Origin of the sequence: Nocardioides immobilis (assembly GCF_003515065.1) — a bacterium.
GTDB classification, from domain to species: domain Bacteria; phylum Actinomycetota; class Actinomycetes; order Propionibacteriales; family Nocardioidaceae; genus Nocardioides; species Nocardioides immobilis.
The window spans coordinates 124,797-137,100 of the sequence record NZ_QXGH01000013.1 but is presented as its reverse complement, the minus strand read 5'-3'; the positions used below and the strand labels follow the sequence as shown (position 1 = coordinate 137,100).

Below are 12,304 nucleotides of genomic sequence, written 5' to 3'. Positions count from 1 at the left end.
CATTCCTACCGGACGGCGCCAGCCGACGTCGCGCCAGATTCAGGCGAGCCCGAGTGCCTTCGCCGACTCCTCCCGCATCTGCACCTTGCGGACCTTGCCGGTCACGGTCATCGGGAACTCGTCGACCACCATCACGTAGCGGGGGATCTTGTAGTGGGCGAGCTTCCCGGTCGCGAACTCTTGCACCGCGTCGGCGTCGAGCGGCTGGGCGCCCGCACGCAGCTTGACCCAGGCGCAGAGCTCCTCGCCGTACTTCTCGTCCGGGACACCGATCACCTGGACGTCCTCGATGTCGGGGTGCCCGTAGAGGAACTCCTCGATCTCGCGGGGGTAGATGTTCTCGCCGCCGCGGATCACCATGTCCTTGATCCGGCCGACGATGTTGCAGTAGCCGTCCTCACGCATCACGGCAAGGTCGCCGGTGTGCATCCAGCCCTCGGCATCGATCGCCTCGGCGGTCTTCTCCTCCTCCTGCCAGTAGCCGAGCATCACCGAGTAGCCGCGGGTGCAGAACTCCCCGGTCTCCCCGCGCTCGACGGTCTCGCCGGTCACCGGGTCCACGATCTTGATCTCGACGTGCGGTGCTGCCCGCCCGATCGTCGCCGTACGCCGCTCGAGGTCGTCGTCGCTGCGGGTCTGGCAGGACACCGGCGACGTCTCGGTCATGCCGTAGGCGATGGACACCTCGGTCATGTGCATGTCGTTGACGCACCGCTTCATCACCTCGACCGGGCAGACGGCGCCGGCCATGATCCCGGTGCGCAGCGAGGACAGGTCGTACGACGCGAAGTCGGGGTGGTTCTGCATGGCGATGAACATCGTCGGCACGCCGTAGACCCCGGTGCAGCGCTCGTCCTGGATGGTCTGCAGGGTGATCGCCGGGTCGAAGCCGGGCGCCGGGATCACCATGGTTGCGCCGTGGGTGACGCAGCCGAGGTTGCCCATCACCATGCCGAAGCAGTGGTAGAAGGGCACCGGGATGCAGAGCCGGTCCGCTTCGGTGAAGCCGATCAGCTCGGTCACGAAGAACCCGTTGTTGAGGATGTTGCGGTGGCTGAGCGTCGCGCCCTTGGGGAAGCCCGTGGTGCCCGACGTGTACTGGATGTTGATCGGGTCGGCCGGGCTCAGGTATGGGCGCGGCGGTCGACGACATCCGCTGCCATCTCCTGTCCGGCAGTGACGAGCACCTCCCAGTCGTCGGTGTCGACGTAGATCGTCCGCTCGAGGGCCGGACAGTCCGACGCGGTCTCCTCGACCATCGCGCGGTAGTCACTGGTCTTGAAGCTGCTGGCTGCGAGCAGCAACCGCACACCCGACTGGTTCAGCGCGTAGCCGAGCTCGTGCGTGCGATAGGCCGGGTTGATGTTCACCAGGACGGCGCCGATCTTCGCGGTCGCGAACTGCACGATCGTCCACTCCGCGCAGTTCGGCGCCCAGATCCCGACCCGGTCGCCTGCCTCGATCCCGTAGGCGATCAGCCCCCGCGCGATCTCGTCGACGACGTGGTTGAGCTCCCGCCACGTCCAGCGCCGCCCCGTGGCGACCTCGACCAGCGCCTCGCCGTCGGGCCGGGCTGCGACCGTGCGCTCCAGGCGCGCGCCGATGGTCTCGTCGAGCAGGGGCGTCGTGGTCTCGCCGGTTGCGTAGGACTCTGTCACCCCTCCATGGTGCTCCGGCCCCGGCCGGGTGCCCACCCCCCGATGGGGGGTCAGGGGATGAGCCCGCGGCGCCTCGCGACCACGACCGCTTCGTGGCGGGAGTGTGCGTCGAGCCGGACCAGCACGTCGCGCATGTAGGACTTCACCGTGGAGGCGGTCAGGCCCAGGCGCGCCGCCACCTCGCCGTACGTCGCTCCCGTGGCGACCTGGGTGAGCACGTCGAGCTCGCGACGGCTCAGCACCGGTGCGTCAGGGGTGCCGGGCGTCAAGGTCTCGAGCAGGTCACCGAGGCGGCGCTTGACCTCGGGGTCGGCGACGGTGCCGTAGAGCTCCCGCAGCCCGGCGTGCGCGAGCCGCAGCTGCTCGCCCGCAGCCGCCTCGAGTCGTTGCAGGCGCGCCGTGCGCACTGCGGTGCGTCGCTCCACCTCGGCCTCGACAGCGAGCTCGCCGGCCAGCCACCGGCTCGACCTGGTGACCGCGTCCAGGAGTCGATCCCCGTGGTGGATCGCCTCGCGCACGCCGGCGTACAGCACGCCTCGGACCGTTCCGGCCGCGACGACGGGCGCGGCCACCACGGCGCGCAACCCCTCGGCGGCGACCGGCCGGTCGTAGTGGTGGGAGATGTCGGTGGCCGACCGGTAGTCGTCCACGCCGAGCGTCCGCACCTCGCGCCAAGCGCGGCCGCCGAGCCCACGCCCCGCCATGATGGGCAGCCCACGCAGCAGCTCGGTGCGCGCCCCGGCGAGGTGGCGGATCCGCACGGTCGTGCCTTCGACAGCGCCACCGAACCCGACCGACACCGCAGACTCAGCACGCAACCGACGCAGCGCCTCGTCCCACAACGGGGCGGTCCGGTCGCTGTCCATGGGCCGACGATACGACTTCCGGGCGGTTCCGGCAGGGCCGTGTCTGTCCGCAGACAGAGGTGGGGTTCTGCCTCCCGGTCGATGTGGAGGTCGGGTCGCGGCGGATGAGATGGACGCATGACCATCACTGACCTCCACCCCTTCGAGCCCGTCGACCCGGTCGTCACCGTCCGCGGCCTCACCAAGTCGTACGGCGGCCGCACCGTCGTCGATCGCCTCGACCTCGAGGTGCAGGCCGGCGAGGTGCTCGGCCTGATCGGCGCCAACGGTGCCGGCAAGACCACGACCGTCGAGTGCCTCCAGGGCCTGCGCCGCCCCGACGCCGGCGAGATCCGGGTGCTCGGCCTCGACCCCTTCCACGACGCGGACCGGCTCCGGCCGCAGATCGGCAGCCAGCTGCAGAGCTCCGGGTTGCCGGACCGGCTCCGCGTCGCCGAGGCCGTCACCCTCTTCGCCGGCCCGCAAGCCACCGACACGGGCGCGCTGCTCGAGCAGTTCGGGCTCGCCGGCAAGCGGCGGTCGCCGTACGCCGGACTGAGCGGTGGCGAGCGGCAGCGGCTGTTCCTCGTGCTGGCTCTGCTCAACCGGGCCCGGCTGGTGATCCTCGACGAGCTGACCCAGGGGCTCGACCCCGCGGCGCGCCGCGAGGTGTGGTCGGCCGTGGCGCAGCTGCGCGACGCCGGCACCACCGTCCTCCTCGTCACCCACGAGCTCGACGAGGCCGAGGCGCTCTGCGAGCGGGTGGTCGCGATGAGCGACGGCCAGGTCCTCGACCAGGGCACTCCCGCCGAGCTGGTCGCCCGGCACGCCCGCGAGGTGGTCGTCCGGTTCGCCCTGGCCGACGCCCTCGATGGTCGAGGAGGTCGGTCTGGCGACCGTCACGAGACCCACGGCACTGCCGATGCCCTCCAGGCCCTCAACCGCCTGCCGGGGGTTGCCGGCGTGACGCGGGACCGCGGCCAGGTCGCCGTTCGCGGCGACCGTACGGCGATCGCCCATGTCGGCGCGTGGCTGGTCGGCACCGGGCGCTCGATCCCGGCCGACCTGCGCGTCGACGTACCCGACCTCGAGTCGGCCCTGCTCACCCTCCTCGACTCCACTCCCGGAAGGGCCGCATGATGACCGTCGCCGCCACCCGTCCCGCCGCTGTCGCCACCTCCGAGGCGGAGCAGCCCCGCCGCCGCTCCGTCACCCGCCGCCTGCTCGCGGCCGAGCTGCGGCTGCTGACCCGGGACCCGCTCACGCTGACCTTCGTGCTCGCGTTCCCGATCGTCTCGATGCTCATCATCGGCGGCTCGTTCGGCACCGAGCCGGACGAGGTGTTCCCGGTGAACCCGTCGCACTGGTACGTCGCGTCGTACTTCACCGTCGTCATCGGCGCCACCGGCCTGATCATGCTGCCGGTGCACATCGCGACCTACCGCGAGCGCGGGGTGCTGCGCCGGTTCGCGGCATCGGGCTTCCCGCGCTGGTCGTTCTCCCTTGCGGAGCTCGCGATGGGGCTCGGGGCGATCGCCATCGCCGGGCCGCTGCTGCTGGCGGTCGCCGCGCCCGTCTACGGCCTCCCGGACGTCGAGGACCCGGCGCGGGTCGCCGCAGGCATCGTCGTGGCGTCGGTCGCGTTCATCAGCATCGGCGTCCTGCTCGGCACCCTGCTGCCGTCCGCCCGCGCCGCGCAAGCCGTCGGCCTGATGCTCTTCTTCCCGTCGTTCCTGCTCGGCGTCGGCGGTCCGCCCCCGGCGGTGATGTCGGAGCCGTTGCGCGAGATCTCCGAGCGACTGCCGCTGGCCCTCGCCAACGACGCGATCCGGGAGCCGTGGCTCGGGATCGGCAACGGGACCGGACCGCTGCTCGCCACCTTCGCGATCGCCGTCGTCGCAACCACGCTGGCCGCGCGCCGGACGGCTCTGTAGCGGGCAGGGGGCTCTAACCTCGTGGTCATGACGGACCGACCAGCGCGAGTCATCGCTCCGGTGATGCTCGCGCTGTTCGCCGCGGTCGGCGCGCTCATGGGCGACCGCGCACTTCCGCTCGGACTCACGGTCACCGCCGCGATCGCGGGTCTCGCCGCGCTGGTCGCCTGGCGGGGACTGGTCTCGTGGCCGCTCGCGATCGCGCTGCTCGCCACTGCCGCCGGGCTGGTCGTGCTCGGGCACGGCAACTCGGCGAACCTGGCCTGGATGGGCTTCTGCGTCATCGCCGGCTGGGTCGCCCTCACCTCGGCGCTCCCGGTCACGGTCGTCACCGGCGGCGCACTCGGACTCGGGATCGCTGCCGAGTGGCTCCAGCAGCGGGACGAGCCGGGGTGGACGGCGTGGGTCGTCGGTACGGCGTTCACCCTCGTCGCGTGCGTGTTCGCGCACCGGCTGCGGGAGACCGTCGTACAGCTCGAAGCGGCGCAGCACCAGCTGGCCGAGCGCAGCCGGGCGGAGGAGCGGAGCAGGATCGCGGGCGAGGTGCACGACGTCATCGGGCACGCCCTGACCGTCTCGCTGCTCCACATCAGCAGCGCCCGGCTCGCGCTCGACGAGGATCCCGACGAGGCGCGGCAGGCGCTCGAGGAGGCGGAGCGGCTCGCTCGGACCAGCCTCGAGGAGGTACGGGCGACGGTCGGCCTGATGCGGACCGATGCCTCCGGCGAGACGGCCCCGATGCCCGGCGCCGCCGACATCCCCGCGCTCGTCGAGTCGTTCCGCCGGGCGGGTGTCGAGGTGGACCTGGACCTCGACGGCGGCCTCACCACGCTCGGGCCGGCCCGGGGACTCGCGGCCTACCGGATCGTGCAGGAGGCGCTCACCAACGCCACGAAGCACGCCCCGGGCGAGCCGGTCACGGTCGCCGGAGGCGACAGCGGCGGCGTCGTCACCATCGTCGTGCGCAACGGGGGCGTGCCGAGGCCTGGTGCCGGCGCCGGGATGGGCATCCGCGGCATGCAGGAGCGGGCGAGTGCGGTCGGGGGCGAGCTCGTCGCGGGTCCGCACGACGAGGGCTGGACCGTGAGGGCGAGGATGCCCCGGTGACCGATGTCGTGAAGGTGCTGCTCGTCGACGACCAGGAGCTGGTGCGCACCGGGCTGCGGGGCATCCTCCGTGCCCGGTTCGGCTTCGAGATCGTCGGCGAGCTCGCCAGCGGCGCCGGAGTGGTCGAAGCCGTCGCCGAGCTCTCGCCCGACGTGGTCGTGATGGACGTGCGGATGCCGGGAGTCGACGGCGTCGCCGCGACCGCCCTGCTGCGGGACAGCCCCGCGGCACCGCCGGTACTCGTCCTCACGACCTTCGAGGACGAGGAGATCCTCGCCGGCGCGCTGCGCGCGGGCGCGGCGGGGTTCCTGCTCAAGGGCGTGCCTGCCGAGGACCTCCAGCGAGCGGTACGGACCGTGGCCGAGGGCGGGTCGTGGCTCGACCCGGCGGTCACAGGGCGGGTGCTGTCCGCCTATCGCGACGGACCGTCGCCCGTGCTCCCCGGACCCGAGACCGACCTGCTCACCCCGCGCGAGCGGGAGGTGCTGGCGCTGATCGGGCAAGGGCTCAGCAACGCCGAGATCGCCGCGGAGCTGGTGCTCGGCGAGGGCACGGTCAAGACCCACATCGGGCACATCTTCGCCAAGCTGGACCTGCGGGACCGCGCCGCCGCCGTCGTGTTCGCCTTCGACCACGGACTGGTGCGGCCCGGCCGGGGGCGCTGACCGACCCGAAAAGCAGTCGTGTGCCTGAGACCGCCGATATCGGGGTTCTCAGGCACACGACCCAGTGCTCAGAGGCTGGTCAGAGGTCGAAGAGCGATCCAGCCTCGTTGATGTTGGCATCCGTGCGAGGCTCGTTCTTCTCGCCCGACGATGCCGGGGCGGCGGGTGCCGGCGCTGCGGGCTTCTTCTCCTCAGCAGCAGGCTCCTCCTCCGCGGCAGGCTCCTCCTCAGCGGCGGGCTCCTCCTTCGCGGCAGGAGCCTTCTTCGCAGTGGGATCCTCGGCCGACGGGTCCCACATCGGAGGTTCTGCGGTCGGGGCCGGAGCCGAGTCGACGATGTCGAACAGCGAGCCACTCAGGTCGGCCTGAGCAGGTGCCTCCTCGGCAGCCGGAGCCTCAGCGGGCTCCGCCTTCGCGGCCGGCGCCGGCTCAGCGGCGGCCGGCTTCTCCTCCGCCGGAGCGGAGTCGACAGCATCGAAGAGCGACCCACCGGTGTCGAACCCGCCCGAGGCCGGCGCGGCCTTCGCCGACGCCGGCTGCGCCTTCGGCTCGGACTTCGCCTCGGCCGGCGCCGCAGGCGCGGCCTCGGCAGGCGTGTCGAAGAGCGAACCACCCTCGTCGAACAGCGACCCGCCGGAGGCCGGCTTCGCCGGCTCGGCCTTGGCAGCCGGCTCAGCAGGAGCAGCCGGCGCCTCGTCGAACAACGACCCCCCGGCCGGCTCGGCCTTCGCAGCCGGCGCCTCGTCGAACAACGACCCCCCGGCCGGCTCGGCCTTCGCAGCCGGCGCCTCGTCGAACAACGACCCCCCGGCCGGCTCGGCCTTCGCAGCCGGCGCCTCGGCGGGGGCGTCGAAGAGCGACGACCCGGCGGCCGCAGGCGCGGCAGCCGCGGCCTCGACGGGCTCGGCCGACGTGTCCGCCTTCTTGGCGGTGGCGCCGACCTTCACACCCTCGCCCGGCTTGAGCTTGGTGGCGACCTCGCCCTTCACCGACGCGAGCAGCATCTGCGCGACGTCGAGGACCTCGACCTCCGCCCGGGCGCTGCCGTTGTCCTGGGCCTCGGTCAGACCGTCGGCGAGCATGACCCGGCAGAACGGGCAGCCCACCGCGATCTGGTCCGCGCCGGTCTCGACGGCCTCGTTGGTCCGGTTGACGTTGATCCGCTCGCCGATGGTCTCTTCCATCCACATCCGCGCACCACCGGCACCGCAGCAGAAGGACTTCTCGCCGCTGCGCTCCATCTCCGTGACCTCGGCGCCCGGCATGATCTGCAGCAGCTCCCGCGGGGGCGTGTAGACCTGGTTGTGGCGACCGAGGAAGCACGGGTCGTGGTAGGTGATCTTGCGCTGGTGGGCGCCGTCGCCGGTCCCGACCGGGGTCAGCTTGCCCTCACGGACCAGCCGGTTGAGCAGCTGCGTGTGGTGGATGACCTCGAGCTCGATGCCGAGCTCCTTGTACTCGTTCTTGAGCGTGTTCATGCAGTGCGGACACGTGGAGACGACCTGCTTGGCCTTCGCCTCCTTGAGCGTCTCGATGTTCTGCTGGGCGAGGCCCTGGAACACGAACTCGTTGCCGGCCCGTCGGGCGGAGTCACCGGTGCAGGTCTCGCCGTTGCCGAGGACACCGAAGGAGACGTCGGCCAGGTCGAGCAGCTCGGCGACGGCCCGCGTGGTCTTCTTGGCGCGGTCCTCGTAGGCACCCGCGCAGCCGACCCAGAACAGCCAGTCGACCTCGTCGAGCGACTCGATCGTCTCGCCGACGACCTTCACGTCGAACGGCAGGTCCTTGGCCCAGTCCATCCGGCCCCGCGGCGACATGTTCCACGGGTTGCCGTTGTTCTCGAGACCACGGAAGAGGCCGTTGAGCTCGGACGGGAAGTTCGACTCGACGAGCACCTGGTAGCGGCGCATGTCGGTGATGTGGTCGACGTGCTCGATGTCGACGGGGCACTGGTTGACGCACGCACCACAGTTCGTGCACGACCACAGCACGTCGGTGTCGATGATCGCGCCGCCCTCGGGCTCCCACGCGACGCCCTCGGTCTCGCCCACCAGGGGCCGCTCCGCCTCGGCGATCACGGCCGGGTCGAGACCGGCGCGCTTGTCCTCGGCAGCCAGGTTGTACGGCGCCGCGGCGAACGCGTGGTCCCGCAGGTTCATGATCAGCATCTTCGGAGAGAGCGGCTTCTCGGTGTTCCACGCCGGGCACTGCGACTGACAGCGGCCACACTCGGTACAGGACGCGAAGTCGAGAACGCCCTTCCAGGAGAAGTCGTTGATGCTGCCGATGCCGAGCGTGGCGTCCTCGTCGAGGTCGTCGACGTCGTCGAGCGTGACCGGCTTGCCCTCGTTCATCATCGGCTTCACGGCGCCGAGCGCGACCGAGGTCTTGTTCTCGCTGTCGCCGAACGAGGCCGCGTCGGGACGCTTGAACATGACGTTCAGCGGCGCCACGAAGATGTGGAGGTGCTTGGAGTGGAGCACGTCGATGAGGAACACCAGCATGATGCCGATGTGCAGGATCAGGCCGAGGCCGATCAGGAAGGTGCTGTCGGGCAGGACCTTGCCGAGCAGGAAGGAGACGAACGCCGCCTTGCCGTAGCCGTCGTCGGTGCCCTCGTGGATCACCCGTGCCGCGACCGCGCCGCGGAACAGGAACATCGTCCAGATGACGTTGAAGATCATGAACAGCACGAGGTACGCGCCGCCCAGGTGTGAGCCGGAGAACCGGGACTTGCGGCCCATCTTCTCGGGCTGGTTGCGCACCCGGATGAAGTAGAAGGTGACCAGACCGACCAGGCACAGCACCGCGATCAGGTCCTGCAGGAAGCCCAGCGGGCCCCAGGTGCCGATGCCGAGGAAGTGCCAGTCGGGGTTGCGCGAGAGCAGTACGCCGTACGCCTCGACGTAGACGGTCCCGAGGATCAGGAACGCGTACATCACAAAGGAGTGCGCGATGCCGGGGATCGTCCACTTCAGCAGCCGTCGCTGGCCGAGCACCTCACGCAGCTGGCCGCCGATGGCGCCTGCGGTCCGCTTGGTGATGTTCTCGAGGCGCTCCGGCGCCGGCTGACCGTGGGAGACCAGCCGGTAGAGGAACCACACCCGCTTGGCCGCCAGCGGCAGGATGATCGCGTTGAGCAGCAAGCCAACGATGAGCGTGAGGGTCATTCCGTCCAACGTCGTCACTCCAAAGCTTGGGGAAATCGGGGTCAGACTACGGAATCGCGCATCCGTTGGTCAGATCCGGGGCGAGCCGCCCAAGGCGTGGATCTTACCCGCAAGTAACCTGGCTGTCGGCGTGAGGATCACCTCACTCGCGTGGGTATCAGCCCCCGGGCAGCGCCGCGGGGCACTCCCAGGACTACGGAGTCTGCACCCGGATGACCCTCCCTGTCGCGTCGAACTCGATGTTCACCATCACCCTCGGGTCGTCGGCGGTCTTCGCGCACACGCCGTACCACCGGCCGAGGCGGCGGAACGGCTGTCCGACCCGGCGCATGACCTGGACGGTCGTCAGCCCGGGCTCGATCACGCTCTCGACCTTGGCGACGGGCTTCCGCAGGCCGGCGTTGCGGCACGAGTCCGGCGCGATGCCGGTCGCGCGCTCCCACATCTGGAGGTAGGCCTCGGTGCCGCGCGCCATGTCGTCGCGGATCAGGTCGCCGTCACCCTGCTGCGCGTCGGCGACCATCCCGAGGTCCTGGACCCAGTCGGGATACAGGCCGTACTGCGCGACGCCGTCGACGTTGATGTCCCACACCCGCTCGCCGGCGCGCTGCTTGTCGACCTCGACCCCACCCAGCCCCGTGAACGGGTATCTGACCGGGTTGGGCACGTCCGCACCTCGCGGACTGCCCTGCGCGCCGAGGCCGTTGATGTCCGCGCCGAACCCGATGCCCCAGTAGTAGCGGGGGTCCGCCCACTCGATGTGGCGTCGCCACTTCTCGACGAACCCCGTCGAGTCACCGGCGTACGGCGTGATGAACCCGCCGGCCCGGTAGATCCGCGGGTAGGTGTCGGGCGTCGACCACGAGTGGCTCGAGATCACGCCGGGGTAGTCCAGCTCCTCGATGAGGTCCATCGACGACTGCCGCGCCTTCACGCTCATGTGATCGGGGTCGAAGATCATGTGCCGCTCGGCGAGGGAACGGATCAGGTGCTCGCCGAGGTCGGTCAGCCCACGCTTGTTGCAGTGGGCGGGCGGCGGGTAGACCGGCAGCTGCGGCAGCGCGATCGCGCCACCGAAGAGCGAGAAGATCGCCCCGAAGATCGCGTCCTGCTCGGGCAGGGTCGGCAGCGTGGTCTGGTTCTTGTCGTGGCTGACGCCGTCGGCCGGCTCGCAGTGCTCCATCTGCCAGAACGTCGCCGTCTCGAGGAAGTTGGCCGAGTTGACGAACAGCCCGACCTCGCCCTCGTCGCCCGCGACACCGGACAGCGCGTTGTCGAACTTGTTGACCAGCTCCATCTGCCGGACGCCGAGCGTGTGCATCTCGGCCAGGTTGGCGTCGATCTCGGCCTCGTCGCACGCGGGTTGGTCACGGCCGAGGACGATCTTGACCGTGCACCCGAACGGGATGCTGGTCTCGATGCCCATCACCACGGCCATCTTCCCGGCGTTGATGACCTGGCGCGCCTCGAACGGCGTCCGCACGATCCGGTAGAAGCCCTGACCCGGGCCACCGAACTGGGCGTCGATGTAGTCCTGCATCTCGTACATGTCGCGCGCCTGCAGGCGGATCGAGTCCATGTCGTCGCAGGAGTTGCGCTTGAGCGGGTAGAGCTGGCAGAGCTTGTTGTTCTCGACCAGCAGGTTCACGAACAGCCGCTGCCCGCCGCGCCAGGCCCGCTCGAGCCACCGCCAGTAGGTGCCCTCGTGGGTCAGGGACTCCGGCGCGGGCCAGTCCTTGAAGGTCGGCCAGCCGACCGGGTCGTGGGAGAGCTCACCGGACAGGAAGGACTCGAGGATCGCGCCGTTGCCCTGGGTCAGGGTGTGGTCCGGGCAGTCGACCAGGGCGTACGGCGCGCCGTACTGGTGCCACGGCCGACCGCAGTGCACCCTGCCGCCGAGGAACTCGAACGCCATGCCGTGGGTGTGCGCGTCGACGTACCCGCGGACCTCCTGGAAGGAGCTCGTCCCGCCGTACGGGTCGCCGGTGATGCCGATGTCGGCCTCGGGATAGGCCGCACAGCCGTCGGTCGCGAGCCGCAGCCGGTACGCCGACACCCGGTCGCCGCCCACCAGGTCGTCACCGGATGCGGCGAGGGCGTCCCCGGCCAGCGAGCGGAAGCCGAACCGGCCCACGCTGTTGCGGCTGACCGTCCAGTCCGCGGCGGGGCTCGGCTCGGCGACGACCTCGACGACGCCGTTGCGGCTGGCGAGCACGCCGTCGCTGGTGTGCAGCAGGTAGCCGCCGAGGCGGGTCGCCTTGAAGTAGAACGGCGCCGCGTCCGTGGCCGCGACCGGCGCGAGGCTGACCTCCGTGCCGCTCCGGACGACGTAGGCCCCCGACGGTGCCTGCAGCGTGTAGCAGGCGCCGGCCATCGCGAACCGGGTCTCCGGCACGTCGGCGTGCTCCGGGTAGACCGACACCGGCTTCAGGATGGGGTCGCGCAGCGCTCGCTCGCGCTCGACGTACGACGCCGCGGCCCGCCGCTGCTCGGCGGTGGTCGGGTCGACCGTCCCCTCCTCGAAGCCGGCCCGGGAGATCAGGTTCTTGGTGCGCGGGTCGTCGTGGCGGTGCGGAGGCGTGCCGGGCGGGTCCTCGTGGGGCACGCCGAGCGCGCTCTTGTCGGCCTCGGCCGCCGCGGCCAGGTCGAGGGCGCGGCCACTGCCGCCACCCGGCACCGACATCGCCGTCGCGACCACCGCGGCCGCGGCCACCGCTGCCAGTCCGATCCGCATCGACTGCTTGCGCTCCACGCCGGTCCCCTGCCCTGATGCTGCGTCTGAGGCGGTCGTCGTGACCGCCGCCACAACCTCAACGACGCACATCGTGCGAGGCGACGGCATGTAGGTCAAGTGACCCGGTTAAATCCTCGCTCAGGAACGCCGAAGGCCGCCCCCTTCCGGGAGCGGCCTTCGTGCGTTCAGCTG

Annotated in this window: 9 protein-coding genes; 4 read left to right on the top strand and 5 right to left on the bottom strand. The window is 70.9% G+C overall.

Annotated features, from left to right (window positions below; genetic code table 11):
* Nucleotides 1–39: 39 nt before the first annotated feature.
* The 3 genes from D0Z08_RS33370 to D0Z08_RS09435 are packed head-to-tail and all read right to left on the bottom strand — an operon-like array spanning nucleotide 40 to nucleotide 2,524.
* Nucleotides 40–1,104: an AMP-binding protein gene (locus D0Z08_RS33370; protein ID WP_281271720.1), complete on the bottom strand. Its 1,065-nt coding sequence runs from the start codon at nucleotides 1,102–1,104 to the stop codon at nucleotides 40–42.
* A 20-nt stretch (nucleotides 1,105–1,124) separates the two neighbouring features.
* On the bottom strand, nucleotides 1,125–1,658 hold the full coding sequence (locus tag D0Z08_RS33365; RefSeq protein ID WP_281271714.1) for an AMP-binding protein: 534 nt from the start codon (nucleotides 1,656–1,658) through the stop codon (nucleotides 1,125–1,127).
* Nucleotides 1,659–1,708: 50 nt separating this feature from the next.
* Nucleotides 1,709–2,524: a helix-turn-helix transcriptional regulator gene (locus tag D0Z08_RS09435; RefSeq protein WP_118924967.1), complete on the bottom strand. Its 816-nt coding sequence runs from the start codon at nucleotides 2,522–2,524 to the stop codon at nucleotides 1,709–1,711.
* A 117-nt stretch (nucleotides 2,525–2,641) separates the two neighbouring features.
* Between D0Z08_RS09435 and D0Z08_RS09430 the strand changes: the two genes are divergently transcribed.
* The 4 genes from D0Z08_RS09430 to D0Z08_RS09415 are packed head-to-tail and all read left to right on the top strand — an operon-like array spanning nucleotide 2,642 to nucleotide 6,209.
* Nucleotides 2,642–3,643 (top strand): ABC transporter ATP-binding protein, encoded by a 1,002-nt coding sequence (locus tag D0Z08_RS09430; protein ID WP_182481247.1) that lies wholly within the window; start codon nucleotides 2,642–2,644, stop codon nucleotides 3,641–3,643.
* Nucleotides 3,640–4,437 (top strand): ABC transporter permease, encoded by a 798-nt coding sequence (locus D0Z08_RS09425; protein WP_118924965.1) that lies wholly within the window; start codon nucleotides 3,640–3,642, stop codon nucleotides 4,435–4,437. Before D0Z08_RS09430 ends, D0Z08_RS09425 begins: the two co-directional genes overlap by 4 nt.
* 27 nt (nucleotides 4,438–4,464) lie before the next feature.
* Nucleotides 4,465–5,544 carry a sensor histidine kinase gene (locus D0Z08_RS09420; protein WP_147381380.1) on the top strand — a complete coding sequence of 360 codons (1,080 nt, stop codon included), beginning with the start codon at nucleotides 4,465–4,467 and terminating at the stop codon, nucleotides 5,542–5,544.
* Nucleotides 5,541–6,209, top strand: a complete 669-nt coding sequence (locus tag D0Z08_RS09415; protein ID WP_118924961.1) for a response regulator transcription factor — start codon at nucleotides 5,541–5,543, stop codon at nucleotides 6,207–6,209. The genes D0Z08_RS09420 and D0Z08_RS09415 overlap by 4 nt, the downstream gene beginning before the upstream one ends.
* 79 nt (nucleotides 6,210–6,288) lie before the next feature.
* On the opposite strand, the gene D0Z08_RS09410 is transcribed toward D0Z08_RS09415, so the two are convergent.
* Together D0Z08_RS09410 and D0Z08_RS09405 are read right to left on the bottom strand one after the other, a co-directional pair.
* Nucleotides 6,289–9,378 (bottom strand): (Fe-S)-binding protein, encoded by a 3,090-nt coding sequence (locus D0Z08_RS09410; protein ID WP_182481246.1) that lies wholly within the window; start codon nucleotides 9,376–9,378, stop codon nucleotides 6,289–6,291.
* Between the two features lie 193 nt (nucleotides 9,379–9,571).
* The gene (locus D0Z08_RS09405) at nucleotides 9,572–12,130 is read right to left on the bottom strand and encodes a hypothetical protein (protein WP_118924957.1); all 2,559 of its coding nucleotides are present in this window, start codon (nucleotides 12,128–12,130) and stop codon (nucleotides 9,572–9,574) included.
* Between the last annotated feature and the right edge of the window lie 174 nt (nucleotides 12,131–12,304).

Bases quoted from the DNA above. Each gene is read 5' to 3' on its own strand.
- D0Z08_RS09435 (WP_118924967.1), bottom strand. From the start codon at position 2,524: ATGGACAGCGACCGGACCGCCCCGTTGTGGGACGAGGCGCTGCGTCGG.
- D0Z08_RS09430 (WP_182481247.1), top strand. From the start codon at position 2,642: ATGACCATCACTGACCTCCACCCCTTCGAGCCCGTCGACCCGGTCGTC.
- D0Z08_RS09425 (WP_118924965.1), top strand. From the start codon at position 3,640: ATGATGACCGTCGCCGCCACCCGTCCCGCCGCTGTCGCCACCTCCGAG.
- D0Z08_RS09420 (WP_147381380.1), top strand. From the start codon at position 4,465: ATGACGGACCGACCAGCGCGAGTCATCGCTCCGGTGATGCTCGCGCTG.
- D0Z08_RS09410 (WP_182481246.1), bottom strand. From the start codon at position 9,378: ATGACCCTCACGCTCATCGTTGGCTTGCTGCTCAACGCGATCATCCTG.